The sequence below is a fragment of the Nocardia beijingensis NBRC 16342 genome, from assembly GCF_001612785.1.
Taxonomy (GTDB): Bacteria; Actinomycetota; Actinomycetes; order Mycobacteriales; family Mycobacteriaceae; genus Nocardia; species Nocardia beijingensis.
In genome coordinates this window covers 83,062-109,487 of record NZ_BDBC01000054.1, presented here as the reverse complement: position 1 = coordinate 109,487, position 26,426 = coordinate 83,062, and the positions used below count along the sequence as shown (strand labels likewise).

The 26,426-nt window shown below is 69.7% G+C and carries 27 protein-coding genes; 16 read left to right on the top strand and 11 right to left on the bottom strand.

Annotated elements, in window-relative coordinates:
* The first annotated feature begins 146 nt into the window (after window positions 1-146).
* A complete protein-coding gene (recA, locus tag NB3_RS27150; RefSeq protein WP_043728224.1) occupies window positions 147-1,190 on the top strand; it encodes a recombinase RecA in 1,044 nt (347 codons plus the stop codon).
* Window positions 1,191-1,386: 196 nt separating this feature from the next.
* On the top strand, window positions 1,387-2,028 hold the full coding sequence (gene recX, locus NB3_RS27145; RefSeq protein ID WP_084823720.1) for a recombination regulator RecX: 642 nt from the start codon (window positions 1,387-1,389) through the stop codon (window positions 2,026-2,028).
* A gap of 480 nt (window positions 2,029-2,508) precedes the next feature.
* Here recX and NB3_RS27140 read toward each other — a convergent pair whose 3' ends face one another.
* The 7 genes from NB3_RS27140 to NB3_RS27115 form a co-directional block, all read right to left on the bottom strand.
* Complete coding sequence (locus tag NB3_RS27140; RefSeq protein ID WP_067809000.1) at window positions 2,509-2,961, bottom strand: GlcG/HbpS family heme-binding protein; 453 nt, start codon at window positions 2,959-2,961, stop codon at window positions 2,509-2,511.
* Window positions 2,909-3,622, bottom strand: a complete 714-nt coding sequence (locus tag NB3_RS27135) for a DMT family transporter (RefSeq protein WP_244892102.1) — start codon at window positions 3,620-3,622, stop codon at window positions 2,909-2,911. Before NB3_RS27135 ends, NB3_RS27140 begins: the two co-directional genes overlap by 53 nt.
* Window positions 3,507-4,067, bottom strand: coding sequence for an FAD-dependent oxidoreductase (locus tag NB3_RS34530; protein ID WP_244892101.1), 561 nt, complete (start codon window positions 4,065-4,067; stop codon window positions 3,507-3,509). Before NB3_RS34530 ends, NB3_RS27135 begins: the two co-directional genes overlap by 116 nt.
* A 197-nt stretch (window positions 4,068-4,264) precedes the next feature.
* Window positions 4,265-5,167 carry an amino acid ABC transporter permease gene (locus NB3_RS27130; protein ID WP_067808996.1) on the bottom strand — a complete coding sequence of 301 codons (903 nt, stop codon included), beginning with the start codon at window positions 5,165-5,167 and terminating at the stop codon, window positions 4,265-4,267.
* On the bottom strand, window positions 5,164-5,844 hold the full coding sequence (locus NB3_RS27125) for an amino acid ABC transporter permease (RefSeq protein ID WP_067808994.1): 681 nt from the start codon (window positions 5,842-5,844) through the stop codon (window positions 5,164-5,166). The genes NB3_RS27130 and NB3_RS27125 overlap by 4 nt, the downstream gene beginning before the upstream one ends.
* A 107-nt stretch (window positions 5,845-5,951) precedes the next feature.
* Entirely contained in the window at window positions 5,952-6,788 is an 837-nt protein-coding gene (locus NB3_RS27120; RefSeq protein ID WP_067808992.1) for a glutamate ABC transporter substrate-binding protein, read from the bottom strand.
* Window positions 6,789-6,839: 51 nt separating this feature from the next.
* Window positions 6,840-7,568 carry an amino acid ABC transporter ATP-binding protein gene (locus NB3_RS27115; protein ID WP_067809065.1) on the bottom strand — a complete coding sequence of 243 codons (729 nt, stop codon included), beginning with the start codon at window positions 7,566-7,568 and terminating at the stop codon, window positions 6,840-6,842.
* A 261-nt stretch (window positions 7,569-7,829) separates the two neighbouring features.
* Between NB3_RS27115 and miaB the strand changes: the two genes are divergently transcribed.
* Together miaB and NB3_RS27105 are read left to right on the top strand one after the other, a co-directional pair.
* Window positions 7,830-9,383, top strand: coding sequence for a tRNA (N6-isopentenyl adenosine(37)-C2)-methylthiotransferase MiaB (gene miaB, locus NB3_RS27110; RefSeq protein ID WP_174553242.1), 1,554 nt, complete (start codon window positions 7,830-7,832; stop codon window positions 9,381-9,383).
* Window positions 9,380-10,108, top strand: coding sequence for an Rv2732c family membrane protein (locus NB3_RS27105; protein WP_228826977.1), 729 nt, complete (start codon window positions 9,380-9,382; stop codon window positions 10,106-10,108). Before miaB ends, NB3_RS27105 begins: the two co-directional genes overlap by 4 nt.
* 138 nt (window positions 10,109-10,246) lie before the next feature.
* On the opposite strand, the gene NB3_RS27100 is transcribed toward NB3_RS27105, so the two are convergent.
* Window positions 10,247-11,623 (bottom strand): DUF349 domain-containing protein, encoded by a 1,377-nt coding sequence (locus NB3_RS27100; RefSeq protein WP_067808990.1) that lies wholly within the window; start codon window positions 11,621-11,623, stop codon window positions 10,247-10,249.
* 240 nt (window positions 11,624-11,863) lie between these two features.
* Between NB3_RS27100 and NB3_RS27095 the strand changes: the two genes are divergently transcribed.
* From NB3_RS27095 to NB3_RS27070, 6 genes are all read left to right on the top strand, one after another.
* Window positions 11,864-12,628 (top strand): class III extradiol ring-cleavage dioxygenase family protein, encoded by a 765-nt coding sequence (locus NB3_RS27095; protein ID WP_067808988.1) that lies wholly within the window; start codon window positions 11,864-11,866, stop codon window positions 12,626-12,628.
* The gene (miaA, locus tag NB3_RS27090; RefSeq protein WP_067808987.1) at window positions 12,625-13,557 is read left to right on the top strand and encodes a tRNA (adenosine(37)-N6)-dimethylallyltransferase MiaA; all 933 of its coding nucleotides are present in this window, start codon (window positions 12,625-12,627) and stop codon (window positions 13,555-13,557) included. Before NB3_RS27095 ends, miaA begins: the two co-directional genes overlap by 4 nt.
* The gene (locus NB3_RS27085) at window positions 13,554-14,390 is read left to right on the top strand and encodes a TrmH family RNA methyltransferase (RefSeq protein WP_067808985.1); all 837 of its coding nucleotides are present in this window, start codon (window positions 13,554-13,556) and stop codon (window positions 14,388-14,390) included. The genes miaA and NB3_RS27085 overlap by 4 nt, the downstream gene beginning before the upstream one ends.
* A 33-nt stretch (window positions 14,391-14,423) precedes the next feature.
* Complete coding sequence (dapF, locus tag NB3_RS27080) at window positions 14,424-15,305, top strand: diaminopimelate epimerase (protein ID WP_067809059.1); 882 nt, start codon at window positions 14,424-14,426, stop codon at window positions 15,303-15,305.
* A 192-nt stretch (window positions 15,306-15,497) separates the two neighbouring features.
* Window positions 15,498-16,925 (top strand): GTPase HflX, encoded by a 1,428-nt coding sequence (hflX, locus tag NB3_RS27075; RefSeq protein WP_067809058.1) that lies wholly within the window; start codon window positions 15,498-15,500, stop codon window positions 16,923-16,925.
* 334 nt (window positions 16,926-17,259) lie between these two features.
* The gene (locus NB3_RS27070; RefSeq protein ID WP_084823709.1) at window positions 17,260-18,156 is read left to right on the top strand and encodes a lysophospholipid acyltransferase family protein; all 897 of its coding nucleotides are present in this window, start codon (window positions 17,260-17,262) and stop codon (window positions 18,154-18,156) included.
* A 57-nt stretch (window positions 18,157-18,213) separates the two neighbouring features.
* Here the strand turns inward: NB3_RS27070 and NB3_RS27065 are convergent, their stop codons facing one another.
* Window positions 18,214-18,654 (bottom strand): GNAT family N-acetyltransferase, encoded by a 441-nt coding sequence (locus tag NB3_RS27065; RefSeq protein ID WP_218020644.1) that lies wholly within the window; start codon window positions 18,652-18,654, stop codon window positions 18,214-18,216.
* Window positions 18,655-19,023: 369 nt separating this feature from the next.
* Here NB3_RS27065 and NB3_RS27060 point away from each other — a divergent pair, with 369 nt between their 5' ends.
* Both NB3_RS27060 and NB3_RS27055 read left to right on the top strand, forming a co-directional pair.
* Entirely contained in the window at window positions 19,024-20,169 is a 1,146-nt protein-coding gene (locus NB3_RS27060) for an acyl-CoA dehydrogenase family protein (protein WP_067808981.1), read from the top strand.
* A gap of 116 nt (window positions 20,170-20,285) precedes the next feature.
* Complete coding sequence (locus NB3_RS27055; protein WP_067809054.1) at window positions 20,286-21,188, top strand: alpha/beta hydrolase fold domain-containing protein; 903 nt, start codon at window positions 20,286-20,288, stop codon at window positions 21,186-21,188.
* Window positions 21,189-21,241: 53 nt separating this feature from the next.
* On the opposite strand, the gene NB3_RS27050 is transcribed toward NB3_RS27055, so the two are convergent.
* Together NB3_RS27050 and NB3_RS27045 are read right to left on the bottom strand one after the other, a co-directional pair.
* Entirely contained in the window at window positions 21,242-22,711 is a 1,470-nt protein-coding gene (locus NB3_RS27050) for a sensor histidine kinase (RefSeq protein ID WP_067808979.1), read from the bottom strand.
* Window positions 22,704-23,381, bottom strand: a complete 678-nt coding sequence (locus tag NB3_RS27045) for a response regulator (protein ID WP_067808977.1) — start codon at window positions 23,379-23,381, stop codon at window positions 22,704-22,706. The genes NB3_RS27050 and NB3_RS27045 overlap by 8 nt, the downstream gene beginning before the upstream one ends.
* A 115-nt stretch (window positions 23,382-23,496) precedes the next feature.
* On the opposite strand from NB3_RS27045, the gene NB3_RS27040 reads away from it, so the two are divergent.
* The 4 genes from NB3_RS27040 (at window position 23,497) to NB3_RS27025 (ending at window position 26,419) form a co-directional block, all read left to right on the top strand.
* The gene (locus tag NB3_RS27040; RefSeq protein WP_067808975.1) at window positions 23,497-23,871 is read left to right on the top strand and encodes a PepSY domain-containing protein; all 375 of its coding nucleotides are present in this window, start codon (window positions 23,497-23,499) and stop codon (window positions 23,869-23,871) included.
* Between the two features lie 227 nt (window positions 23,872-24,098).
* On the top strand, window positions 24,099-24,473 hold the full coding sequence (locus NB3_RS27035; RefSeq protein WP_067808973.1) for a hydrogenase maturation nickel metallochaperone HypA/HybF: 375 nt from the start codon (window positions 24,099-24,101) through the stop codon (window positions 24,471-24,473).
* Entirely contained in the window at window positions 24,431-25,273 is an 843-nt protein-coding gene (gene hypB, locus NB3_RS27030; RefSeq protein ID WP_067808971.1) for a hydrogenase nickel incorporation protein HypB, read from the top strand. Before NB3_RS27035 ends, hypB begins: the two co-directional genes overlap by 43 nt.
* 90 nt (window positions 25,274-25,363) lie before the next feature.
* Window positions 25,364-26,419, top strand: coding sequence for an NADH-quinone oxidoreductase subunit B family protein (locus tag NB3_RS27025; RefSeq protein WP_067808970.1), 1,056 nt, complete (start codon window positions 25,364-25,366; stop codon window positions 26,417-26,419).
* The last annotated feature ends 7 nt before the right edge of the window (window positions 26,420-26,426 follow it).

Here is a 26,426-nt window from a genome sequence, read left to right as displayed (position 1 = left end):
TTCGCCGGGAGCGCGGCGGCGCGCGGGGCGCGTCGCTTGACTCGAACACCTGTTCGTCTAGGCTGGTCGCCGGAACTTGTCGGTGCCGCGCTCTACTGTAGGCGCCAACCACAGAAAGACTTACCCGTCGAAAAGGGGACCAGGACATGGCACCACAGGCGTACGACCGGGACAAGGCGCTCGAGCTCGCGCTGGCCCAGGTGGAGAAGAGCTTCGGCAAGGGCGCCGTCATGCGCCTCGGCGAGGAGGCGCGCCAGCCCATCTCGGTGATCCCCACCGGCTCGATCGCGCTCGACGTCGCGCTCGGCATCGGCGGCCTGCCGCGCGGCCGCGTCGTCGAGATCTACGGCCCGGAATCCTCGGGTAAGACCACCGTGGCGCTGCACGCGGTGGCCAACGCGCAGGCCGCGGGCGGGGTGGCGGCGTTCATCGACGCCGAGCACGCGCTCGATCCCGACTACGCCCGCAAGCTGGGCGTCGACACCGACGCGCTGCTCGTCTCCCAGCCCGATACGGGTGAGCAGGCGCTGGAGATCGCCGACATGCTGGTGCGCTCCGGCGCCATCGACATCATCGTCATCGACTCGGTGGCCGCGCTGGTGCCGCGCGCCGAGATCGAGGGCGAGATGGGTGACAGCCACGTCGGTCTGCAGGCCCGCCTGATGAGCCAGGCGCTGCGCAAGATGACCAGCGCGCTGAACAATTCCGGCACCACCGCCATCTTCATCAACCAGCTCCGCGAGAAGATCGGCGTGATGTTCGGCTCGCCGGAGACCACCACCGGCGGCAAGGCACTGAAGTTCTACGCGTCGGTGCGCCTGGACGTGCGCCGCATCGAGACGCTCAAGGACGGCAGCGACGCGGTGGGCAACCGCACCCGCGTGAAGGTCGTGAAGAACAAGGTCTCCCCGCCGTTCAAGCAGGCCGAGTTCGACATCCTCTACGGTCACGGCATCTCCAAGGAGGGTTCGCTCATCGACATGGGCGTCGAGCAGGGCTTCATCCGCAAGTCCGGCTCCTGGTACACCTACGAGGGCGATCAGCTCGGTCAGGGCAAGGAGAACGCCCGCAAGTTCCTGCTGGAGAACGTCGACGTCCGCGACGAGATCGAGAAGAAGATCAAGGAGAAGCTCGGCATCGGCGCCGACGTGACGGCCGATGCGGCCGCGGAGGTGCCCGCCGATTTCTGAGCCGACGCACAGCCGTCGCTCGCCCGGAACGGCTTCGTCCGGCTCCGGGCGGCCACGAGCCGACGCGGTGCAGGAGATGCGGCGCCGGCTGGAAGAACTCCTGTCCGCCTCCGGTTCGCCGGACGGCGCCCGGTCCCGCGGGCAGGATCACGAGCTCGTCCGGAGGGCCGAAGGTGATTCGGCCGCGCCGGACACCATGGGAACCCGGCCGGGCACATCCGATCCGCAGCGGGTGCGCTCGGCTGGGTCCCGTCGTCGTCACCGGGGAGCGCGGAGCGACTCGGCACCGGCCGACTCCGAAGCAGGATCGGCGGCTCCGCCAGCGGCCGGAGCCGAAGGCGGAACGGTCGAGCAGGCGAAGGAGGCGTGTCTGCGCCTGCTGGCCGTTCGCGCTCGCAGCCGTGCCGAGCTTGCTCAGCGGCTGGCCGCCAAGGGGTACTCGGCCGACGTGAGCGAACGGGCGCTCGATCGCCTCGGCGAAGTGGGGCTCGTCGACGACGCCGCCTTCGCCGAGCAATGGGTGCATTCCCGCCACACCTTCTCCGGTAAAGGCAAACAGGCGCTCGCGCAGGAACTCCGGCGCAAGGGCGTCGCGCAGTCGGATGCCGCGGCCGCTCTCGACGCGATCACCAGCGACGACGAGGAGGTCCGCGCCGCCGAGCTGGTCCGCCGCAAATTGCGTTCACTACCGCGAGACCTGGACCAGGACAAAACGATTCGCCGCCTCGTCGGCATGCTCGCCCGGCGGGGCTACGGCCAGTCCACGGCCTACCGGGTGGTCAAAGCCGAATTGGCCGCTCAGGGGCTCGAGGGCGACCTCGGCGAGTCCATCGATTGAACTCGAGCCCTGGATTCCGGTGATGGGGAGCCTTGCTCCGTCGGTCCCGGCGATGTCATCCACGGGCGGTCGTCCGACCGCGCCAACTCATGCCGTTCGTCGGCGGCACCCCGGCCGCACTGGAATCGACCCTCGTTACGGCTGCTGAAGTCCTACGTGGTCGTCACGAACCTCTGAATGGATCCGGCTCCGGTCGGACAGAGCCGTATCCCGCTCACAACTGCGCTCAACGCCGGTCGGCTGTGCGGGATACGGATGGTCGGTGTGCGGCTTCCCCTGCTCCGGGCGGCGACTGCCACGATGGCGAGATCCCCGGTCTAGCGGAACCTCGGACGGCTTCGACGTTTTCGATCGTTTTGCTGATTGTCGCTGCTCGGACAGCCGATCGGGGCCCGGCCCGCGGCGGTCGAGGTCTGTACCCTTCGTACCGCCGCGGCGGAGGTGCAACGCTGCGCGGGTTTCGGGTGCGGCATAGTCGGTCTACACCTCTCCTGTGTCGGCGGATAGACCGGCGGCCTCGATGCCCGCCACGGCGGCGCGTTCGTCCTCCAGGGAGGTCGCGGCCCCCGTCGAGCCGACCGCGCCGAGAATGCCGCCCGCCGCGTCCCGGATGAAGACGCCGCCGGGCACGTCGAGGATGCGCCCTTCGGCGAGTGCCGCCACCGACGTGAAGAAGGCAGGCGCGGCCGCCGCGCGGCGGGCGATCTCGCGATTGGAGACGCCGAGGCCGAGTACTCCCCATGCCTTGGCGATCGCGATCTGTGGTCGTAATATGCCGGAGCCGTCCTGGCGTTGTAACGCCACGAGATGGCCGCCCGGATCCAGAACCGCCACCGTGAGCGGGTCGAACCCGTGCGCGGTGCCGTAGGCCAGCGCCTCGCTAACGATGAGCGTCGCGCGTTCCAGCGTGATCGAGGTCGTGGTAACCGTCATTTCCTACTCCTGTGTCGGGGAATTTCGGATTGCGTTGGCTGTAGGTCAGTGCCGCGAGCACGAGCCCGGCACCGGCGATCTGCGGCCAGGTGAGGTGTTCGGCGCCGGCCGCCACGGCGAACACCGCCGCCGCCACCGGCACCGCGAACATGAAGACCATCGTTTGCGCCGACCCCACCCTCCGCACGCCCCAATACCACGCCACCAGGCCGTAAATGGTCACGGCCAGCACGGAAAAGGCCAGCGAGACCACGGTCGTCCCGGAAAGCCCCGACAGATCGTGTGGCGCCGGTGCGGTTGCCGCGGGCAGCAATACCGCCGCGCCGATCGCCGAAGCCCACGCCGTGACCCGGAGGGGGCTGTGATCGACCAGCAAGGGACGGGTGACGACCGGATACGCGCCCCACAGCGCCGACGCGGCCACGGCGGCCAGGTCGCCGAGCGCGCGGTTCGGCGCCGCGTGGCCCGGCCCGCGGCCGAGGATCACCAGGACCGCACCGGCCATCGCGACGCAGGCGCCGACCAGCACGGCGGCGCGGACGTGCTCACCGGTCAGCCGCGCCAGCAGCGCGGTCCAGAACGGCGACAGCGCGATGAGGATGGCCGACTCGGTGACCGTGGTGAGCGCCACGGCCGCGCTGAACGCCAGCTGATACGCCACGATGCCGATCGCGGCCGACAGTGCCAGGCGCGGCCACCACCGGCGCGCGATGGCGGCGCTGCCCTCCACCGCGACGGCGCACCCGGCGGCCCCGCAACAAGTAGTAGGCGTCCGGGTTGGTGTTGACGAAAGGTCTTGTCGCCAAACCGAACTCGTCGACGTAGTGCAAGGTGCAGTGATGGTTTCCCGGAATCCGCATCGCACCGAGTTCTCCGTGGGCGCCGTCCCAGAACCGCCAGGTGCGGACCCGTCCGCCGGGGCGCGCCGTGCGCTCGTAGACGGTCACGTCCAGGCCGTGGCGTTGCAACTCGTAGGCGGCGGCCAGACCGCTCGCGCCTGCGCCGATCACCGCGACCCGGGCGGGGCCCGCGTCCCCGGCGCGGCGCAGTTCGCCGGGGAAGGAGAAGGACTCGTCGAACAGAAGGTCGGAGGTACGGCTGGTCATCGATCAACTCCCGCAGGTTCGAAGCACTGATGACCGTCCCACCGGTCGATACCGGGGATCGGCGTATGCCTACGAGATTGAACGGACGCCTGCGCGGGCACGAGTGTTGCGCTCAGCTCGAGCGCAACACTCCGGCCCCGCGATCCGTGCCTTGCGGTATTGCCGCGCGGTAACCATTTCGCTTGCGCGGCAACGCTTCAGGGTTTGTGGCCGAGGTCGACGCCGGGCGCGGCGTCGGTGATGACCGAGTCGGCGGCGACGACCGCGCCGCCGCCCTTGCCGCGTTTGCGTGCCCGCAGCCGCCGCTCCAGCTTGGTCGCCACCAGCGTCAGCGCGCTGTTGAGCGCGATCATGACGATCGCGATGACGATCAACGCCGGGATGGTGTTCTGTTCGGCCGCGCCCAGCTGCTGGCCGGAGCGCACGATTTCGACGTAGGTGATCTGGTAGCCGAGCGCCGAGTCCTTGAGCGCGACCACCATCTGCGAGACCAGCGCGGGCAGCATGGCCGTGATCGCCTGCGGCAGCAGGATCAACCGCATCAACTGGTTCTTGCGCAGGCCCAGCGCGACGGCCGCCTCGGTCTGCCCCTTCGGCAGCGAGCGGATGCCCGCGCGCACAATCTCCGCGATGACCGAGCCGTTGTAGACGGTCAGCGCGGTGACCACCGCGGCGAGCGCGAGATCCTCCGACTCGAACAGGTCGTACTCGGAGTACACCGCGAACAGGAAGATCATCAGGATCAGCACGGGGATGGCGCGCGCCACCTCGACGACGGTTCCCGCGATCCAGCGCACGACGCGATGGTCCGACAGCCGCAGGATGCCGAAGATCATGCCGACGATCAGCGCCAGCACGATGGACAGCAGCGCGGCGACGACCGTGCCGCGCAGGCCGGGCAGCAGGTAGGTCGACCAGACCTCCGCCTCCAGGAACGGCTTCCATTTCTCCGCGGTGAACTGCCCTTTGTCGGCGAAACCGCGATAGAGGACCCACCCCGCCCCGGCCACGGCGACCACGACCAGCAGCGAGTAGACGTTGTTGCGCAGCCGCGCCTTCGGGCCCGGCGCGTCGAACAGGACCGAAGCGCCTGCGCTCATCGGGCCACCTCGTATCTCTTGGCCAGCCAGCCGAAGAACAGGCCGGTCGGCAGGGTCAGGATCACGAAGCCCAGCGCGAAGATCGCGCCGATCGCCAGGACCGCGGCCTCGGTCTCGGTCATCTCCGCCATCAGGGTGGCCGCTTCGGCGACGCCGATCGCCGAGGCGATGGTGGAGTTCTTGGTCAGCGCGATCAACACGCTGCCGAGCGGGGCGATCACCGAACGGAATGCCTGCGGCAACACGACCAGCCGCAGGTTCTGCAAGAAGCCGAACCCGAGCGAGCGGCCCGCCTCGGACTGGCCCATCGGCACCGTGTTGATGCCCGCGCGCAGCGACTCGCAGACGAAGGAGGCGGTGTAGATGCTCAGGCCGACGACCGCGAAGCGGAAGTTGTTCTGCGCCAGCGAGTCCGGCCCCTCACCGGCGAGGCGCCAGCCCATCGTCGTGTAGAGGCCCAGCGACATGAACACGATGATCAGCGTGAGCGGGGTGTTGCGGAAGATGGTGACGTAGGCGGTGCCGACCCAGCGGGCGACCGGCACGGGAGACACGCGCAGCGCCGCGACGACGGTGCCGAGGATCAGCGCGCCGACCGCGGACAGCGCGGTCAGCTGAATGGTCACCCAGAAGGCTTCGAGGATTTGGCTGTCGTACCTCGAGATCAGGTCGAACACGGCGGTCGCGTTCCTCCGATCGGGTCGCGATGGTCAGGATTGGTGCGGCGGGTGGCCCGGCCCCTGTGGGGGACGGGCCACCCGTGCCGGGCGGACGATTCGGAGGCTCAGTACCGGTTCACCGTCGGCGGCTGCGGGGCCTGGTAGCCCGACGCGCCCACGGTCGAGTCGAACGCCTTCTTCCAGGAACCGTCGGCGATCATCGCCTCGATCGCGTCGTTGATCTTGTCGCGCAGTTCCTTGTCGCCCTTCTTCAACCCGATGCCGTAGTTCTCGGTGGTGAACGGCTTGCCGACGACCTTGAACGCGCCGCTGCTCTGCGCCGCGTATCCGGCCAGGATGATGTCGTCGGTGGTCACCGCGTCCCAGGAACCCGCGCGCAGCCCCTCGAGGCACAGCGAGTAGGTGTCGTTGGTCTGCAACTGCGTGTCGGGGTAGTTCTTCTCGATGTTCTGCGCCGGGGTGGAGCCCTTCACCGAGCAGACCTTCTTGCCCTTCAGATTGTCCGGGCCGTTGATGTCGGTGTTGTCGGCGCGCACCAGCAGCGACTGTCCCGCGACGTAGTACGGACCGGCGAAGTCGACCTTCTCCTTGCGCTTGTCGCTGATCGAGTAGGTGGCGACGATGTAGTCGACCTGCCCGTTCTCGATCAGGGTCTCGCGCTGCGGCGACGGCGCCTCCTTGAACGTGATGTCGTTCGGCTGCACCCCCAGTTTCCCGGCGACGTACTTGGCCACCTCGACATCGAAGCCGCTGTAGGACCCGTCCTTGTTCCGCAGGCCAAGGCCCGGCTGGTCGAACTTGATGCCGATGGTGAGCTTGCCGTCCTTGGCGTGATCCAGGGCGGATTTGTCGCTGCCGCCGCCACACGCGGTGGCGGTCGCGGCGGCGAGTGTCAGGGCGATCGCCCCGACGCCGATGCGCAGAGCGCGATTGATCCTCATCGAGTTCCTTCTCCCTATCCAGTGGGTGTGCTGGCCGCTGTGTCCGGCAGGTCAGTGGCTCAAGATCTTGCCCAGGAAGTCCTTCGCACGCTCGGACTTCGGGGCGGTGAAGAAGGCGTCCGGCGCCGCGTCCTCCACCACCTGGCCGTCGGCCATGAACAGCACCCGATTCCCCGCGCGGCGCGCGAAGCCCATCTCGTGGGTGACGACCAGCATCGTCATCCCGTCCTTGGCCAGCGACACCATGACCTCGAGCACCTCGTTGACCATCTCCGGGTCCAGGGCGGAGGTCGGCTCGTCGAACAGCATCACCTTCGGGCTCATCGCCAGCGCCCTGGCGATGGCGACGCGCTGCTGCTGGCCGCCGGACAGCTGCGCCGGGTACTTGTCGGCCTGATCGGCGATGCCGACCCGGTCGAGCAGTTCCATGGCGCGTGTCCGAGCGTCGTCCTTCTTGACCTTGCGGACCTTGACCGGCGCGAGCATGACGTTCTCGAGGATGGTCTTGTGCGCGAAGAGGTTGAAGGACTGGAAGACCATGCCCACGTCGGCGCGCAGCGCGGCCAGCGCGCGGCCCTCGGCGGGCAGCGGGGTCCCGTCGATGGCGATGTCGCCGGAATCGATCGGCTCCAGCCGGTTGATGGTGCGACACAGCGTCGACTTGCCGGAGCCGGACGGCCCCAGCACGATGACGACCTGGCCCTTGGGGACCTCGAGATTGATGTCCTTCAGCACGTGCAGGTCGCCGAAGTGTTTGTCCACGTTGCGCATCAAGATCATCGGCGGCGCGCTGGTGGCGGCGCTGACGTCCCCGGCAGAGGCGTCCCCGGTCGTGCCGGGAGCGGCGGCGTCGTCGGTCATGGTCATGACCTTAGGCAAAAATCGGAAATTTGCCCGACTTTCGGCGACACACCCTCTCGCCACGCCGATTCGACATGTGCGCGTAACTTCGCGGGTCCTCCGGCTTCGGCCGCGGACCGCCCCCCGAGCCTGGGCAGATGCCCGCGAAAGCGACCGGAGGCCGCCCCGTACCCTGGACGGGTGGATTCGATCGGACAGGCAGTGTTGGCTCCCGCGCCCGCCGAGGGCACAGCACGCAGTTACGAGGTCCGCACCTTCGGTTGCCAGATGAACGTGCACGATTCCGAACGCTTGTCGGGTTTGCTGGAGGACGCGGGCTACGTGAAGGCCGCGCCCGGCGCGCAGGCCGACCTCGTCGTCTTCAACACCTGCGCGGTGCGCGAGAACGCCGACAACAAGCTCTACGGCACGCTCGGGCACCTGGCGCCCATCAAGGCGAGCCGTCCCGGCATGCAGATCGCCGTCGGCGGCTGCCTGGCGCAGAAGGACCGCGACGTCGTGGTGCGCAAGGCGCCGTGGGTGGACGTGGTCTTCGGCACCCACAACATCGGTTCGCTGCCGGTGTTGCTGGAGCGGGCTCGGCACAACAGGGAAGCCCAGGTGGAGATCCTGGAGTCGCTGGAGGCGTTCCCGTCCACCCTGCCCGCCAGGCGCGAATCCGCTTACGCGGGATGGGTTTCCATCTCGGTCGGCTGCAACAACACCTGCACCTTCTGCATCGTGCCTTCGCTGCGCGGCAAGGAGGTCGACCGCCGCCCCGGCGACGTACTCGCCGAGGTGCGGGCGCTGGTGGACCAAGGCGTGCTCGAGGTGACGCTGCTCGGCCAGAACGTGAACTCCTACGGCGCCTCGTTCGCCGACCCGGACGAGCCCCGCGACCGCGGCGCGTTCGCCAAGCTGCTGCGCGCGTGCGGGCACATCGACGGCTTGGAGCGGGTCCGCTTCACCTCGCCGCATCCGGCGGAGTTCACCGACGACGTGATCGAGGCCATGGCCGAGACCCCGAACATCTGCCCGCAGCTGCACATGCCGCTGCAGTCGGGTTCGGACCGGGTGCTCAAGGCGATGCGCCGTTCCTACCGCAAGGCCCGCTACCTCGGCATCATCGACAAGGTGCGCGCCGCGATGCCGCACGCCGCGATCACCACCGACATCATCGTCGGCTTCCCCGGGGAGACCGAGGAAGACTTCCAGCAGACCCTGGACGTGGTCCGGCAGGCGCGTTTCACCAGCGCGTTCACCTTCCAGTACTCCAAGCGGCCCGGCACGCCCGCCGCCGAGATGCCCGGCCAGCTGCCCAAGGCCGTCGTCCAGGAGCGCTATGACCGGCTCATCGCGTTGCAGGAGGAGATCTCCCTGGCTGCCAACCAGGAGCTGGTCGGCGCCGAGGTGGAATTGCTGGTAGCCGAGGGCGCGGGCAAGAAGAACGCCGCCACCGCGCGGATGAGCGGACGCGCCCGCGACGGCAGGCTGGTGCACTTCCGCCCGGGCGGCACGGCCGAGCCGATCCGCCCCGGCGACCTGGTCACGGTGGACATCACCGCCGCGGCGCCGCACCACCTGGTCGCCGATTCCGCGATCAAGACCCACCGCCGCACCCGCGCCGGTGACGCGCACGAGCGCGGCGTCATGCCGAAGACCGCGCCGATCGGCGTGGGGCTCGGGTTGCCCCGCATCGGCGCGCCCGCCCCCGAACCGGCGGCCGCTGGCTGCTCGACCGGCTGCGGCGAATGACCAGGAACGCGGACGACGATGACGACGTCACCCGTGGCGTCGAAGGGTCTGCCGCGTCCGGTGACGACCAGCCCGGCGCGTCCGCGGCGACGCCGGGGCGCGAGCAGGCGCGCCCCGCTGGAGACGAACGAAACGAGGACTCAGTGAGCTCGGTCGAGAGCACCAGCGACTTCGAACAGTTCCGCGACGATCTGGACGCCGTCGAGCGCAAGATCGCCGGTGAGATCGATCCGGGCGTCCGCGCGATGGTGGTGGCAGGCGCGGTGTTCCTGCTGCTGGCCTCGCTGGTGCTGCCGCACGCGGGCGCGGCACGCGGCTTCGACGTGCTGCTGAACACCGATGTCGCGCGGGCCGAGCACATCGGGCTGCCCTCGCGGATCTACGTGTGGTTCGTCGTGGTGTTCGGCATCGGGTTCTCGATGCTGGCGCTGATGACCCGCCGCTGGGTGCTGGCGTGGATCGCGGTCGCGGGCAGCGCCGTCGCGAGCGTGTTCGGCGTGCTGTCCATCTGGCACCGCCAGACGCCGGGACTGGGCAACTACATCGGCGCGGGCCCCGGCATCGGCCTGATCCTCGGCGCCATCGTGACCGTCGTGCTCACCTTCCACTGGATCCGCGTGGTGTGGAGCCGCACCGCGCTGCACCTGGCCGCCGAGGAGCAGCGCCGCAACGCCGCCGCGGCGGCGGAGGAACGCGACCGCCGTCGCCTCATGGGCGATTCCTGACCAGTCCTGACCAGCTGTCGTCAGCCTCGGCCACATCCTCGGAACACGACACGGTCGCCGTAACCTCTCGCTCGAGAGTGTTGCGACGACCGTGTGAGATCGGGCGGGGCCGCTGTTCGTGCCGAGAGGGCCGATATCTCAGCGGTTGCTGACGGCGCCCTCGGCGGCCTCGGCCCACTCCCGCCACTGCTTGGCCTGTTCGAGCGCCTTCTCCGCGTCCCGAGCCTTGCCCGCGGCCTGCGCCTTCGCGGCCTGCTCCTCGAACTGCGCCACGCGCTCACGGAACTGGGCGGCGCGGGCCATCGCCTCCGGGTCGGTGCGCCGCCACTGCGCGTCGACGGCGTCGCGCACGCGCTTCTCGATCGCCCGCAGCTTGCCTTCCAGTTCCTGCATGCGCTCGCGCGGCACCTTGCCGATGGCGTCCCACTTCTCCTGGAGCTCGCGCAGCGCACTGCGGGCTGTTTCCAGGTCGGCGGACGGATCGATGAAGGCGTAGGCGTTCAGCAGTTCCTCCTTGGCGGCGGCGTTGTGCTCGAACTCGGCGTCGCGCTCGGAGACCGCGGCGTTGCGCGCGGCGAAGAAGACGTCCTGCGCGCTCTTGAAGCGTCGCCACAGCGCCTCGTCGGCCTCGCGCGGCGCGCGGCCCGCTGCCTTCCACTCGGTGAGCAGGTCGCGGAAGACGCTCGCGGTGCCCACCCAGTCGGTGGAGCCGGACAGCTCCTCGGCCTGCACGCAGAGTTCTTCCTTGCGCGCCTTCGCGGCGGCGCGTTCGCGATCCAGCTCGGCGAAGTGCGCGCCGCGGCGCCGGTTGAACGCCTCGCGCGCCTTGGAGTAGCGCTTCCACAGCGCGTCGTCGACCTTGCGGTCCACGCCGCGGATGGACTTCCACTCGTCGAGGATCTCGCGCAACCGATCGCCCGCGGCCTTCCACTGGGTGGACTCGGCGGCGATCTTCTCCGCCTCGGCGGCCAGCGCCTCCTTGCGCTCGGTGTGCTCGTGCCTGGCGCGCTCCTTCTCTTCCTTCGCGTGCGCGGCGGCTTCCTCGGAGTGTTCGGCGATGGCTTGCAGGCGGCGGGCCAGGCCCTCGATGTCGCCGATGACGGCGGCGGTCGGCAGCGACTCGGCGAGCGCGACGGCGGCGGCCTTGGTCTTGCGCGCGTCCGCGCCAGCGGCCAGCCTGGCCTCCAGCAGGGCGACCTCGGTGGCCAGATCGTCGAACCGGCGGCCGAAGTGGGCCAGGCCCTCCGCGGCGTCACCGGCCTGCCACGAGCCGACCTGGCGTTCGCCCTCGGCGGTCTTCACCCAGGCGGTGCCGTCCTCGTCGACCCGGCCCCACAGGCTCGGATCGGAGACGGTGGGCACGACGACGGGATGGGGATGCTGCTGGGCCGGGCCCGGGGCGGGTTTGACCGCGTGCGGTTTGGGCGGTTGAATCGAGCGGCCCGGTTTCGGGGCACCGGAAGAACGGGGCATCTTGCCGGGGCCGGCTTTCGCGGTTCCGTTGCTGTCGGTCATTTTTCCTCGTCCCTGCCGCGCGTCACGGCTGCCTGGTTACGCCCTAGCTCATCCCATTCAACCCGGTCCGAGCCCTTGTGACCATCGATCCACGCCTTCCCACGGAGGAATCCCGGGGATTCCAACCCCTGATGACCTGGGTTGTAGCTCCTCGAACACTATCAATCCTGGCGGTGTTTCCGGCAGAGACACTCGAAGCCGGGCGGCGCCGGTGCTCCGGGCAACGACTACGGTTACGACGTGTTCTCCGTCGCCGCCCTCGTCCCTTCGCCGCCCGTGCTGGTTCCCGAACTGTGCGGCGGCCGGACGGACACGGCGGGACCAGGGGATTCGGACCCGCGCGCGGTGCTGCGGTCGGCGGTGCTCGACACCGTGCGCGCCCTCGCGGCCGTGACGGGCCGCTGGACGGTGGTCGGCGTCGGTGCGGACGACCGCACGTTCGGTCCCGATACCGCAGGCACGTTCCGTGGCTTCGGCGTTGACGTGCGGGTCGGCCTCTCCCGTGCCGCGGTCGCCGGGGGGAGCCCGGCCGATGCCGGGTTGCCGCTGGCCGTGCTGATCGGCGCGTGGTTGCGCGGGCAGGTGGCCCCCGACGCCGTCGCCGAGGCGAGCATCGTCGCCGCGGGCGCACCCGCGCAGCATTGCCAGGAGTACGGGGCGAAGCTGCGGGCGGAGCTGGACGGCGACGACGAGCCGCGCGGTGTGCTGGTCGTCGCCGACGGGGCGGCGACGCTGTCCGTCAAGGCCCCCGGCTATCTCGACGAACGGGCGCGTCCGGTGCAGGATCGGCTCGACCAGGCGCTGAGCACCGGTGATCGCGCCGCGCTGCGGGCACTCGACCCCGAGTTGTGCGCCGACCTGGGCGTGGCGGGCCGCCCGGCCTATCAGGTGCTGGCCGGACTGTTCCGCACCGACCCCCTGGTGCAGACGCGGTACCGCGCCGCTCCGTTCGGCGTCGGCTACCACGTGAGCCTCTGGCGGCCCGCGGGAGACGACGCGCCGTGACGGACCCCGCCATCACTCCGATCGCGGTCGTCGGCCCCACCGCGACCGGCAAATCCGACCTCGCGCTCGACCTGGCCGAACGACTCGGCGGCGAGATCGTGAACATCGACGCCATGCAGCTGTACCGCGGCATGGACATCGGCACCGCAAAGCTGCCCGTAGCGCAGCGCCGCGGCATCCCGCACCACCAGCTCGACGTGCTCGCGGTGACCGACACCGCGTCCGTGGCCGCGTATCAGGCGGCGGCGAGCGCGGACGTCGTCGCGATCATGGGGCGCGGCCGGGTGCCCGTCATCGTGGGCGGCTCGATGATGTACGTCCAGGCGCTGCTGGACCAATGGGAGTTCCCGGCCACCGATCCGGCCGTGCGGGCGCGGTGGGAGGCGGTGCTCGCCGAGCAGGGCGTCGCGGCCGTGCACGCGGCGCTGCGCGCGGCCGATCCGGCGGCCGCGGCCACCATCCTGCCCACCGACGGGCGCCGCATGGTGCGTGCGCTCGAGGTCGTGGAACTCACCGGACGGCCGTTCGCCGCCTCCGCGCCGACCATCGGGCAGCCACGCTGGGGCACCGTCATCATCGGCGTCGACCGGGAGACCGCGGCGCTGGACGCGCGCATCGAGCGGCGCACCGCGGCCATGTTCGACGGCGGGCTGGTCGAGGAGGTGCTGGGCCTGATCGAGCGCGGCTTGCGGGAGGGCGTCACGGCCCGCCGCGCGATCGGCTACGCGCAAATCCTGGCCTATTTGGACAACGAATACGACCTGAACCACGCTCAGGAACGCACCCTGATCGGCACCCGGCGCTACGTGCGCAGGCAACGCTCCTGGTTCCGGCGCGATCCCCGGGTGCGGTGGGTGGACGGCGCCGCCCCGGACGCGGCCGCGACGGCGCTGGCCCTGCTCGACGAGAAAGAACGGACTTCGCAGTGACCCGACGTGTGAGCACGCGCAACGCCTCCGTCCAGGTGTGGCAGGCCTACCTCAACAACCGCACCAAACGTCATCGCGACGGTCGTTTCCTGGTGCAGGGGGTCCGTCCGATCACGCAGGCCTTGGCCAACGACTGGCCGCTGGAGACGCTGCTGTACCGCCTCGGCGGCCCCGAGCTGTCCGGCTGGGCGCGTGAAGTGCTGGACACCAGCGGCGTGCCGCAGGTCGGTCTCGTGCCCGAGCTGATGGCCGAGCTCGGCGAGAAGGCCGGCGGGATACCGGAACTGGTGGCGGTCGCGGAGTCGCGTCAGCCCGAGCTGGAGACCTTCGAACCGGGTGAGCCTGGTGAGGACGCGCCGGTGGTCGTGGTGTTCGACCGGCCCAACTCGCCGGGCAACCTCGGCACGCTGATCCGTTCGGCCGACGCGTTCGGCGCCAGCGGCGTCATCGTCACCGGGCACGGCGCCGACCAGTACGACCCCCAAGCGGTGCGCGCGTCGACCGGTTCGCTGTTCGCCGTGCCGGTGATCCGCGCCGCCGGGCCGGCGCAGGTGCTGGAGTTCCGCAACCGGCAGATCCGCCGTGGCATCCCCACCCGCATCGTCGGCACGGACGAGCACGGCAGCCACGCCGCCTACGACTACGACTTCACCGACGCGACCGTGCTCGTCGTCGGCAACGAGACCAGCGGCATGAGCGCCGCCTGGCAGACGGCCTGCGACGACCTGGTACACATCCCGATGGGTGGCACGGCCAGCTCGCTGGGCGCGCCGTCGGCGGCCGCGGTGGCGCTCTACGAAATTTCCCGGCAGCGCCGGACGTTTGCCAAGTGACGACGAGACAGGGAGACATCGCACGTGCCGGACATCGAGTTCACCAAGGGCCATGGCACCGAAAACGATTTCGTGGTGCTGCCGGACCCGCAAGCCGGCCTCGCGCTGACCGCCGAGCAGGTCGGCGCGCTGTGTGATCGCAGGCGCGGGCTCGGCGCGGACGGCGTGCTGCGGGTCGCGCGGGCCGGTGCCCTGCGGGACGCCGGTGTGCTCGCGGAGCTTCCCGACGGTGTCGAGGCCGACGACTGGTTCATGGACTACCGCAATGCCGACGGCTCGATCGCCGAGATGTGCGGCAACGGCGTGCGCGTGTTCGCGCACTACCTGCACGCGTCGGGACTGGAGACCCGCGACAGCTTCGTCGTCGGCAGCCGCGCGGGGGCGCGTCCGGTCACCGTGCATGCCGGGAACTCGGTCACCGGGGATGTCACCGTCGGCATGGGCCGGGTGCGCGAACTCGGCCCGTCCACCGCGACCATCGCGGGCTGGGCACTGCCTGGCATCGGCATCGACGTCGGCAATCCGCATCTGGCCTGCGTCGATCCGGGCATGTCCGCGGACGCGCTCGGCAAGCTCGACCTGACCGTGCCGCCCGGCTTCGATCCGGACCTGTTCCCGCACGGGGTGAACGTGGAGATCGTCACGGCGCTGGACGGGGAGGCGTCGGTCGACATGCGGGTCTACGAGCGCGGGGTGGGCGAAACGCGTTCCTGCGGAACGGGAACCGTCGCCGCGGCCGCCGCGGCGCTGGCCGCCGACGGCTTCCGGATCGCGGAGGATTCCGGCCGGGTGACCGTCCGGGTGCCGGGCGGTGAACTGACCGTCGGACTCGAGCGCGGCTCGGCGTGGCTGCGCGGGCCTTCGGTGCTGCTGGCCGCGGGCCGCATCGCCGGATCCTGGTGGGAGGGCCGGTAGCGGTGTCGCGCCCCGGATAACCGGGTGCGTGCTGCGGTGATGTCGTGGCAGCATGGATGGTGTATGAGGAAATCAGAGACGTATGAATTCACTCCGGCGGACGCGAACGACCGCGCCGCCGATGCGGTCGACGACGCGGAGTCCGGCGACGACGCGGTGACCGGCGACGTCGTCGCGGAGCACCGGGCACGGATGCGGCGTTCGGGCTGGTCGGCCGATCCCACCACGGGTGAACTCCAGTTGGAGGACCGCAGCTCGCTGCGCCGCGTCGCGGGCCTGTCCACCGAGCTCACCGACATCACCGAGGTCGAGTATCGGCAGCTGCGCCTGGAGCGCGTCGTGCTGGTCGGGGTCTGGACCACGGGAACCGCCACGCAGGCCGAGGCCAGCATGGCCGAGCTGGCCGCGCTCGCCGAGACCGCGGGCTCCGAGGTGCTCGAAGCGCTGATCCAGCGCCGCGACCGGCCGGATCCGGCCACCTACATCGGCTCCGGCAAGGCCGAGGAGCTGCGCTCGGTGGTGCTGGAGACCGGCGCGGACACCGTCATCTGCGACGGTGAGCTGACCCCCGCCCAGCTGACCGCCTTGGAGAAGGTGGTGAAGGTCAAGGTGGTCGACCGGACCGCGTTGATCCTGGACATCTTCGCGCAGCACGCCACCTCCAGGGAGGGCAAGGCGCAGGTCTCGCTGGCCCAGATGGAGTACATGCTGCCCCGGCTGCGCGGCTGGGGTGAGTCGATGTCCCGGCAGGCCGGTGGCCGCGCCGGCAGCAACGGCGGCGTCGGTTTGCGCGGTCCCGGTGAGACCAAGATCGAGACCGATCGCCGCCGCATCCGCGAGCGCATGGCCAAACTGCGCCGGGATATCCGCGAGATGAAGACCGCGCGCGACACCATGCGGGCGCGCCGCACCTCCAGCGGCGTTCCTTCCGTCGCGATCGTCGGTTACACCAACGCGGGGAAGTCCAGCTTGATGAACAAGCTCACCGGCTCCGGCGTGCTGGTCCAGGACGCGCTGTTCGCCACCCTCGATCCGACCACCCGCAGGGCCGAGCTGGACGACGGGCGCGAGGTCGTCTTCACCGACACCGTCGGCTTCGTGCGGCACCTGCCGACCCAGCTGGTCGAGGCGTTCCGCTCCACCTTGGAGGAGGTGACCGGCGCCGACCTGCTGCTGCACGTGGTGGACGGCTCCGACGCGCTGCCCGCCGAGCAGATCAAGGCGGTCCGCGAGGTGATCACCGATGTGATCAAGGAATCCGGCACGCCCGCCCCGCCCGAGCTGCTGGTGGTGAACAAGACCGACGCCATGGGGCCGACCGAGCTCACCAACCTGCGTGCGCTGTTGCCCGACGCGTCGTTCGTCTCCGCGCACAGCGGCGACGGCATCGACGCGCTGCGCGAGCGGCTCGCCGAGCTGCTCGGCGGCTTGGACGTGGAGATCAGCGTGCTGTTGCCGTACACGCGCGGTGACCTGCTCGCCCGCATCCACGCCGACGGCCGCATTCTGGGCTCGGACCATGAGGAGGGCGGAACCCGCGTTCGCGCGCGCGTCCCGCACGCTCTCGCCGCCGCCCTGTCGGAGTACGCGCACGCGGGGACCGACGATACGCAGGAGTAGGCGAGGCACAGCGGCGAGGGCTCGGTGTGTCCTCAGGCCTTCGACTTCGGGGCGGCGGTATCCCATCCCGGAGTTCACGCCCCACCCGGACGCGCAGCACCCTACGAGCGGTGACCGGGTCGGCAGCACCATGTCGCCACGAGCGAAGGCCGCGCTCATCGCCTTCCGCGTGCCCGAGCCGCGGCAGCCCGGCCCTTCGCGACGGGGTTGCCGGAGCGGCGAATGAGCTGGTCGATCGACCCCATCGGGCGTGTCGCGGGGGCGACGCGCACATCCGGTGCGACGCAGTCGATTTCGTTGCGCTATCGTCATCGGATCGACATCAGGAGGGTTCATGTCGGACGCCAGCTCCGATCCCGGCACTCGGCGCTCCGGCGCCGCGAACAGCGCAGATGCGGCGCTCACCGATGGCGCGCCGCTGTCGGTTTCGCTGACCGACACCGATCTGCGGGTGATCGACACCGTGCTGGCGCCGCTGCGCGCCTGGACCAGCCCGCGCTTCTATGGCCTGGAGAACATCCCGGCCGACGGCCCGGTGCTGCTGGTCGGTAACCACAATCTGCTGGGCGGCATCGACGCCCCGCTGCTGCTGCCCGAGGTGCTGCGCCGCCGCGGCCGTCTCATCCGCGGTCTCGCGGAGAACGTGCTGATCAACGTGCCCGGCGTCCGTCACCTGCTGCACCACTACGGCGCGGTGCGCGGAACGCGGTCCAACTGCCTGTCCCTGCTCCGGCGCGGCGAGGCCGTGATGGTGTTCCCCGGCGGCGGCCGGGAGGCGGTCCGCCGCAAGAACGAGAAGTACCTGCTGAAGTGGGAAGGCCGCAGCGGTTTCGCGCGCATGGCCATCGAGGCGGGCGCGCCCATCGTCCCGGTCGCGATGATCGGCGTCGACGACGCGTACGACATCGTGGTCGACGGCGACCATCCGCTCCTGCGCCCGCTGCGCTGGACCGTGGAAGCGCTCGGTCTCAGCCGCGACCTCACGCCGCCGCTGATCCGGGGCGTCGGCCCCACCGTCATCCCACGCCCGGAGCGCTTCTACTTCTCCGCGGGCGCGCCCATCGACCCGGCGCCCTGGCGCGATGCGGGCGACATACACGCCGCCACCTTGGAATTCCGCGACGTGGTGCGCAAAGCGCTGGAGGAGGAGATGAACTTCCTCTTCGCCGAACGGGAGCGCGACGAAGGCCGCACCCTGGTGGGCCGGTTGCGCGGCTGGCTGAAACGCTGACACCCGGCTCGGTGAGCAGCGGCCGGTCGGCGATCCGACGCGGCGCCGGAATCTCGCTCACCAGCGCAGGACGGCCTCTGTTTCGCCGTCGACGAGTTCTCCCGTGGGTTCGAAGCCCAGCGAGCGATAAAAGCCTTCCGGGCTGCCCGGCCCGCGGCCGTAACTGGTGTAGAGCGCGTTGGTACCGCGCCGCTTCAGGTGTGCCACCAGGCTATCGATCGCACGGCGGCCATACCCTTTGCCCTGGTGCGGTCCGGCGATCATGAAGCGCCACAGGGATACACCCGGTTCGTCGGGGTCCATGCCCAGGTCGAGCATGAGGAAGCCGACCGGCTCGGCGCCGACGTAGATACCGCGAAACCAAGCGGCATCACAGAAGTGCGCTTCGGCGATCGATATGCCGTTGTCGGCCACCATCATGCGCTGCTCCGGCGACAGCGTCTCGCTGAGTTTGCACACCTCGTACACGGTCTCCGCGGTGATCCTGCGCAGATCCACGGTGGGCTCGGCGACGGCTGAAGGACTCATCCGCTCTTGGTACCCGAGCGCCGCACGAGGGTTCAACGCAATTTGTGAACTACTCGCGGTGTCCGGCGCGCTGACGGGCTGCCGGGTTCGGCGAACCTCGGTTCCAACCGGCGGCGCCGCGGACCCACCGCGCGCCGCCTGCCGCGTGCGGTGTCGTGCTGCCTCGGAGGTTCCGCCGCGTTTGCCGGAAATCTCGTCCGCTGATCTGTAGGCGTTCCGCCGCTCCTGGTGAGACCATGGTTCCGGCCCCAGAAGTGAACAGGGATTCTCGCTCCGGGTACGGTATGGGGCAACGACTGGTCGGTGTGGACCGGCCGGTGTGGTCACTAGGAGGTTGGCGTGGAACGCACACTGTTCGAACCCGAGCACGAACTGTTCCGGGAGTCGTTCCGCAAGTTTCTCGATCAGCACGTCGCGCCGAATCACGCGAAGTGGGAGGAGCAGGGCATCGTCGACCGGGAGGTCTGGCTCGAGGCGGGCAAGCAGGGCTTCCTCGGCATGGCCATGCCGGAGCAGTACGGCGGCGGCGGGGTGAAGGACTTCCGCTACAACGCCATCGTCTCGGAGGAGTGCGTGCGCGGCCAGTACTCCGGTCTCGGCTTCTCGCTGCACAACGATGTGATCGCGCCTTATCTGCTCGAGCTGGCCAACGACGAGCAGAAGCAGCGCTGGTTGCCCGGCTTCTGCGCGGGCGAGATCATCACCGCGATCGCGATGACCGAGCCGGGCACCGGTTCGGACCTGCAGGGCATCAAGACCCGCGCGGTGCGCGACGGGGACGACTGGATCCTCAACGGCGCCAAGACCTTCATCACCAACGGCATCAACTCCGACATCGTGATCGTGGTCGCGCAGACCGACCCGGAGAAGGGGGCGATGGGCTTCAGCCTGTTCGTGGTCGAGCGCGGCATGCCCGGTTTCGAGCGCGGCCGCAACCTGGACAAGCTCGGCCTCAAGGCCCAGGACACCGCCGAGCTGAGCTTCACCGACGTGCGCGTGCCCGGCAAGAACCTGCTCGGCACCGAGGGGATGGGCTTCATCCACCTCATGCAGAACCTGCCGCAGGAACGCCTGTCGATCGCCGTCATGGCGGCGGCGGCCATGGAGTCCTGCCTGGACATGACCGTGCAGTACGTCCGCGACCGCAAGGCGTTCGGCAAGCCGATCGGCGCGCTGCAGAACACCCGCTTCGTGCTCGCCGAACTGGCCACCAAGACCACCGCGGTGCGCCTGATGGTGGACAAGTTCATCGAACTGCTCAACGAGAGCAAGCTGACCGCGGAGGACGCGGCGATGGCCAAGTGGTGGAGCACCGAGGAGCAGCTCGACCTGATCAACCGCTGCCTGCAACTGCACGGCGGCTACGGCTACATGAAGGAATACCCGATCGCCAAGGCCTACATGGACGCCCGCATCCAGACCATCTACGGCGGCACCACCGAGATCATGAAGGAGATCATCGGGCGCAGCCTCAAGCTCGCCTGATCACACGAGTTCCGGCTCGGGCCGACAGCCGGCGTCGGCCCGGGTTGCGGCACAATCGCCTCCCGAGGTGATGACGGACCCGTCGTCCGCCGGTCGCCCGGAGTGGAGGAGTGGCGATGCCGAGTCTGGCCAACCAGGTCGTGCGCGGGTACTTGAAGGCGACCCGGGCCAATCGCGTGTTCATCGATGCCGACGCGGCGCGCAGGCGGGTCCTCGATCGGAGCGTGCGGCCTCGCAACTACGGTCCGCCGCGGCGGCTGCGCGCGGATGTGGACATGGCGGTGGAACGCCGGGACGGCTGGCCGGTCTACACCCTCACGCCGCGCGGGCGCGCGCCGCGGGGAAGCGTCGTGTACGCGCACGGCGGCGGCTGGGTGCACGAGATCGCGCCGCAGCACTGGGCGCTCTGCGCGGCGGTCGCCGCGGAAGCCGGTGCGGCCGTGACGGTGCCGATCTACCCGCTGATTCCGTTCGGGACGGCAGGGCAGGTCGTCGCGGGCTTCGCGGAACTGGTGCTCGCCCACCGAGAGACCTACGGAAATGTCTGCCTAGCAGGGGATTCCGCCGGTGGGCAGATCGCGCTGTCGGCCGCGGTGATCCTGCGGGACGAGCACGACGTGCGGCTGCCCGGCACGGTGCTCATCGCACCCGCGCTCGATCTGTCGCTGACCAATCCGGAAATCGAGGTCGTGCAGCCGCGTGACCCGTGGCTGGGCGTCGCGGGATCGCGGGTGTTCATCGACCACTGGCGCGGCGATCTCGAGCTCGCCGACCCGCGCGTCAGCCCACTGGCCGCCGACCCGGGCGGCCTCGGCCCGCTGACGGTCTTCTGCGGCACCGACGACATCCTGTGGCCGGACACCCTCCTGCTGGTCGAGGCGGCGCGCGGCGCCGGGGTCGTGGTGGACTACCACGAGGCGCCCGGCCTGCCCCATGTCTATCCGCTGACCCCGACCCCGGAAGGGCGTGCCGCGCGTCGGGTCGTCATCGAGAGTCTGCGTAGCGCGCTCGCCAGTTGAGCGACGGTTGGGTGCCGAATCGCGCTATCGCCGCCCGGTCTGCGTGCGAACTCCTATGTACCGGCTGCGGGCAGCGTGACCACGAAACGGGCTCCGGGCGCGCCGTCGGCGACGTGAATGGTGCCTCCGTGGCGTTGCACCACGTCGCGGACGATGGCCAGGCCGAGGCCAGCGCCGCCTTCGTCACGGCTGCGCGCGTCGTCCAGGCGGACGAATCGCTGGAAGATCCGGTCGCGGTCGGCGGGCGGCACACCCGGTCCGTTGTCGGTCACCGACAGCACCACCCGTCCGTCGGCGTCGCGGTCGACGGCGACGCGGACGATGCTCGCGGCATGCCGCTGCGCGTTGTCGACCAGGTTGCCCAGTACGCGGGCGAGCTGGGTACGGCTACCGGTGACCGCGACGGGCTGTTCCGGTGTCTCGATCCGCACGCCGACCCGGTCCCGGACGCGGTGCTCCAGCTCTTCGCGGACCAAGGCGGTCAGGTCTACGCGGTCCGCGCGCGGTTGCTCACCCGCGTCGAGCCGGGCCAGCAGCAAGAGATCGGCCGCGAGATGCTCGAGCCGGATGGTGTCGCCGATCAGTCCGTCCAGTTCCAGCAGTTCCGGGTGGGCCTGGGCCACCTCGAGCTGGGTGCGCAGGCTCGCGATGGGGCTGCGCAACTCGTGTGCGGCGTCGGCGATGAACCGGCGCTGGCGCTCGGTGGACTCCTCCAGCGCGGCGAGGGTGGCGTTGGTGGTGCTCGCCAGCCTGCCGATCTCGTCGCGGGAGCCCGGTTCCGGCACGCGGCGGGAGAGATCGCCGTCCACGATCTCGGCGAGCTGTCTGCGGATCGCCTCCACCGGCCGCAGGGCGCGCCGGGTGACCAGCCAGGTCACCATGGCGACCACGACGAGCAGCGGGGGCAGCCCGATCAGCATGGCCTGCCGCGCGTCCGCCACCGCGCTGTCGGCGGTCTCCAGCGAGGAGCCCGCGTAGACGGTGACGGGCTGTCCGCCCCGGACGGTCGCCGGGAGGGCGGCGACCCGGAACGGATGCGGTCCGTCCTCGTCGTCCACCGTCAGAAGCACGTCACCGAACTCGGCGTCGGCCGTCGTGGGATCCGTTGACTGCGAGGGGCTTTCGTCGTCTTCCGCCTCGTCTTCGTCGTCTTCTCGCTCGTCGTCATCGTCATCGTCGTCCTCGGACGCCTTGGCATACGGGCCGAAGTCGGCCATCGGCGGTTTGCCCGTGAGGTCGTCGTCGGCCGCGAGCACGCGGCGGTCGAGCGAAACGACTTGCACCGGACCGCTTTCCGCGTCAGGTAGCCGCAAACGCGCCGGGTCCGTGCCCGTCGCGAGCTGAGCGGCCACGTCGCGCGCGGTGGTCTCCGCCTGCACTTCGGCACTGTGCACCAGGTTGTGCCGCAGCACGGCCAGCACCGCGAACCCGGCCGCGGTGAGCGCCACCGCGACCACGACCGTCGCCGCGACCGTGGTGCGCGCGCGGACCGAGCGCCACCAGGCCCGGCCGCGCTCAGGCACGATCGGCCGCCAGCCGGTAGCCCGCGCCGCGCACGGTGGTGATCGTTCGCCGCCCGAACGGCGCGTCGATCTTGCGGCGCAACGTGCTGATGTAGACCTCGACGATGTTCGGATCGCCGTCATAGGCGAAATCCCAGACGTGTTGCAGGATATCGGCTTTCGACACCACCTCCCCGGCGCGGACGGCCAGGTGCTCGAGCACGGCGAACTCCTTGGCGGTCAGTGTCACGTCCTGCGCGCCGCGGCGGCAGGTCCTGGTGCCCGGATCCACGATCAGGTCGCCGACGCGCAGCACGCGCGCGCCGCCACGGGTCCGGCGGCGTAACAGCGCCCGAATGCGGGCCAGCAGCACGAGGTAGGAGAACGGCTTGCTGAGATAGTCGTCCGCCCCGGTGTCCAGTCCCTCGGCCTCGTCGTATTCGCCGTCTTTCGCGGTCAGCATGAGCACGGGTGTCTCGTGACCACCGGCCCGCAGCGCGGCGCAGACGCGGTAGCCGTTCATGCCGGGCAGCATGATGTCGAGGATGATCAAGTCGTAATCGGTGGTCGTCGCCAGATGCAGGCCCTCGGCGCCGTCGTGCACCACATCCACGGCGAATCCCTCCGCCGACAAGCCTTTTGCCAATGTGCGGGCCAGACGTTTCTCGTCTTCGACGATCAGCAGACGCATCCCCACAGCGTGGCAGACGAATCCTGAAACCGTCTTCAGGTGACTTCAGCTCGCCTTCAGTTCCGATCGCCACAGTGGACGCAGTCGAGATGCACACTCCCGCAGGAGGTTTCCCATGACAACCGTATTCCGCCGCGCCTACGCCGGTCTGCGCTGGCTCCTCGTCGGCACGGCCGTCGCGGCCGCCGTCGTCGGTCTGAGCGCGGTCCTGGCCGCGGTCGCCACCGGCGGTCCGGACGATCACACCGTCGCGTTCCGGTCGGTCGCGGCGGACCGGTCGCTGATGGCCGACCCCGGGATGAGCAGACAGCAGGCCATCGACAAGGCGTTGGCGGCCGTGCCCGGCGGACGGGTCGGGTCCGTCGAGTTCGACACCGACCGCGGGGTCGCGGTGTGGGAAGTGGAGCTCACCACTCCCGATGGGGTCGAGCACGACGTGACGATCGATGCGAACAGCGGCCGGGCCCGCGCCGTGGTCGACCACGACTGACCGCCACGCCCCTCGTTGCCGGACGCCGGTGTGACGGACCCGTGCGCGGGTAAGCACCAGGTGTTTGCTGTCGGGCGGCGGGGATCCGAGGGAGATCCCTGCCGCGGTACCGGGGAGCGGGGTCGACGGTGTGCTTAGCGCTGGAAACGGAGCCGCGGCGTTCCCGCCCGCTGAAGGTTTGCCCCGGAGTAGCCTCGAATTTGTCCACTCGAGGAATCGAGGTCGGAATGCACGAAATGGCCATCACGCGGTGCGTCATCGACGCTGTCTGCGAGCACGCGGCGGGCCGGCGGGTCCACTCCGTCACCGTCGAGGTCGGCGCGCTGTGTGCCGTCGTGCCCGAGGCCATGCGGTTCTGTTTCGAAGTCGCGGCCGAGGCGACCGTCGCCGAGGGCGCGGAACTGGTCCTGGTGGAGATCCCGGGTATGGCGGCATGCCGCACCTGCGGCGCCGAGTTCCGGCTGCCCGACCCGATCCCGCTGTGTCCCTGTGGCAGCGCCGATGTCGAGATCCGCGCCGGGCGCGAGCTGCGAATCCGATCCATGGAGGTGAGTGAGGCATGTGCGCAACCTGCGGGTGCGGCGACGACGCCGCCGCGCTGATCCGCGTCCCGCACGACCACCAGCACGCCGACGGACACGATCACGCCCATCCCGACCACGAGCACCATCCCCATGAGCACGGCCCCGGCGCCGACCACGTCCACGTGCCCGCCACCGAGACGGTCACCCTGGAGCTGAAGGTGCTCGCCAAGAACGACGAGCTGGCGCAGCGCAACCGCGCCCGGCTGGCCGAGCGCGGCATCGTCGCGCTCAACATGACCAGCTCTCCCGGCGCGGGTAAGACCACCTTGCTGGAACGCACCATCCGCGAGTCCGGGCAAACTCCGATCGCAGTGATCGAGGGGGATCAGGCGACCCTGCTCGACGCCGAACGGATCAAGGCGACGGGCTGCGGTGTCGTGCAGGTCAACACCGGGGCGGGCTGCCATCTGGACGCCGAGATGATGTATCGCGCGCTGGAGACGCTCGACCCCGCGCCGGGCACGTTGCTGTTCGTGGAGAACGTCGGCAACCTGGTCTGCCCGGCGCTGTTCGATCTGGGGGAGCGGGCGAAGGTGGTGGTCGTCTCGGTGACCGAGGGGACCGACAAACCGCTGAAGTATCCGCACATGTTCCAGGCCGCGGAGCTGGTACTGGTGAACAAGACCGACCTGCTGCCGTATGTCGATTTCGACCTGGACCGATGCCGGGAATACATCCATTCGATACACCCCGGCGTCGAGGTCTTCCCGCTGTCTGTTCGCACTGGTGAAGGCCTGTCTACCTGGTACGACTGGCTTGCCGGGCAGCGTCGCGCGGCCGGTCCGGCGGCTCTTGAGGATGCCGCCGGGCGCGCTTAAAGTGAAGTGATCAGGATCACAGCTACGGGTGACCCCTTCTTCGAGAAAGGTGAGATTCGGCCCCCGTGGTCCGCTGCGGGAGGTGGCGATATGCCCACTCAGGAAGCAGTACGAGCCGAAGAGACCCTGATCCATGTGCTGTGGATCAACGCGGGCCTCAGTTGTGACGGTGACTCGGTCGCCTTGACGGCGGCCACGCAGCCGAGCATCGAAGAGATCGCCCTCGGCGCGCTGCCCGGTCTGCCGAAGATCGCGGTGCACTGGCCGCTGATCGACTTCGAGTGCGGCCCCAACGGCGGTGCGGACGACTTCCTGGAGTGGTTCTTCAAGGCCGACCGCGGGGAACTCGAACCGTTCGTGCTGGTGGTCGAGGGCTCGATTCCGAACGAACAGATCAAGAAGGAAGGCTACTGGTGCGGGTTCGGCAACAATCCCGCCACCGGCCAGCCCATGACGACCAGCGAATGGCTCGACCGGCTCGCGCCCAAGGCCACGGCCATCGTCGCGGCGGGAACCTGCGCGACCTACGGCGGCATCCACGCGATGGCGGGCAACCCGACCGGTGCGATGGGCGTGCCGGACTATCTCGGCTGGGACTGGAAGAGCAAAGCCGGTATCCCGATCGTCTGCGTGCCCGGGTGCCCGATCCAGCCGGACAACATGTCGGAGACGCTCACCTATCTGCTCTACATGGCGACCGGTCAGGCGCCGATGATCCCCCTCGATGACGCGCTGCGGCCCAAGTGGCTGTTCGGGGCCACCGTGCACGAGGGCTGCGACCGCGCGGGCTACTACGAGCAAGGTGAGTTCGCCACCGAGTACGGCTCGCCGAAATGCATTGTGAAACTCGGCTGCTGGGGGCCCGTGGTCAAGTGCAACGTGCCCAAGCGTGGCTGGATCAACGGCTTGGGCGGCTGCCCGAACGTGGGCGGCATCTGCATCGGCTGCACGATGCCCGGTTTCCCGGACAAGTTCATGCCGTTCATGGACGAACCACCCGGCGGGAAGTTCTCGTCCACCGCATCGGGGCTCTACGGATCGGTGATCCGCAGCCTCCGTCACATCACCGGGCGCACGGTCGACAAGGAGCCGCACTGGCGGCACCGGGGCCGGAAGCTGGAGACCGGCGCGACCCGCACCTGGTAGGAGGTTC

Bases quoted from the DNA above. Each gene is read 5' to 3' on its own strand.
- recA (WP_043728224.1), top strand. From the start codon at position 147: ATGGCACCACAGGCGTACGACCGGGACAAGGCGCTCGAGCTCGCGCTG.
- recX (WP_084823720.1), top strand. From the start codon at position 1,387: ATGGGAACCCGGCCGGGCACATCCGATCCGCAGCGGGTGCGCTCGGCT.
- NB3_RS27140 (WP_067809000.1), bottom strand. From the start codon at position 2,961: ATGACGGTTACCACGACCTCGATCACGCTGGAACGCGCGACGCTCATC.
- NB3_RS34530 (WP_244892101.1), bottom strand. From the start codon at position 4,067: ATGACCAGCCGTACCTCCGACCTTCTGTTCGACGAGTCCTTCTCCTTC.
- NB3_RS27130 (WP_067808996.1), bottom strand. From the start codon at position 5,167: ATGAGCGCAGGCGCTTCGGTCCTGTTCGACGCGCCGGGCCCGAAGGCG.
- NB3_RS27120 (WP_067808992.1), bottom strand. From the start codon at position 6,788: ATGAGGATCAATCGCGCTCTGCGCATCGGCGTCGGGGCGATCGCCCTG.
- NB3_RS27115 (WP_067809065.1), bottom strand. From the start codon at position 7,568: ATGATCTTGATGCGCAACGTGGACAAACACTTCGGCGACCTGCACGTG.
- NB3_RS27105 (WP_228826977.1), top strand. From the start codon at position 9,380: ATGACCAGGAACGCGGACGACGATGACGACGTCACCCGTGGCGTCGAA.
- NB3_RS27100 (WP_067808990.1), bottom strand. From the start codon at position 11,623: ATGACCGACAGCAACGGAACCGCGAAAGCCGGCCCCGGCAAGATGCCC.
- hflX (WP_067809058.1), top strand. From the start codon at position 15,498: ATGCGGCGTTCGGGCTGGTCGGCCGATCCCACCACGGGTGAACTCCAG.
- NB3_RS27070 (WP_084823709.1), top strand. From the start codon at position 17,260: ATGTCGGACGCCAGCTCCGATCCCGGCACTCGGCGCTCCGGCGCCGCG.
- NB3_RS27055 (WP_067809054.1), top strand. From the start codon at position 20,286: ATGCCGAGTCTGGCCAACCAGGTCGTGCGCGGGTACTTGAAGGCGACC.
- NB3_RS27045 (WP_067808977.1), bottom strand. From the start codon at position 23,381: ATGCGTCTGCTGATCGTCGAAGACGAGAAACGTCTGGCCCGCACATTG.
- NB3_RS27040 (WP_067808975.1), top strand. From the start codon at position 23,497: ATGACAACCGTATTCCGCCGCGCCTACGCCGGTCTGCGCTGGCTCCTC.
- NB3_RS27035 (WP_067808973.1), top strand. From the start codon at position 24,099: ATGCACGAAATGGCCATCACGCGGTGCGTCATCGACGCTGTCTGCGAG.
- hypB (WP_067808971.1), top strand. From the start codon at position 24,431: ATGTGCGCAACCTGCGGGTGCGGCGACGACGCCGCCGCGCTGATCCGC.
- NB3_RS27025 (WP_067808970.1), top strand. From the start codon at position 25,364: ATGCCCACTCAGGAAGCAGTACGAGCCGAAGAGACCCTGATCCATGTG.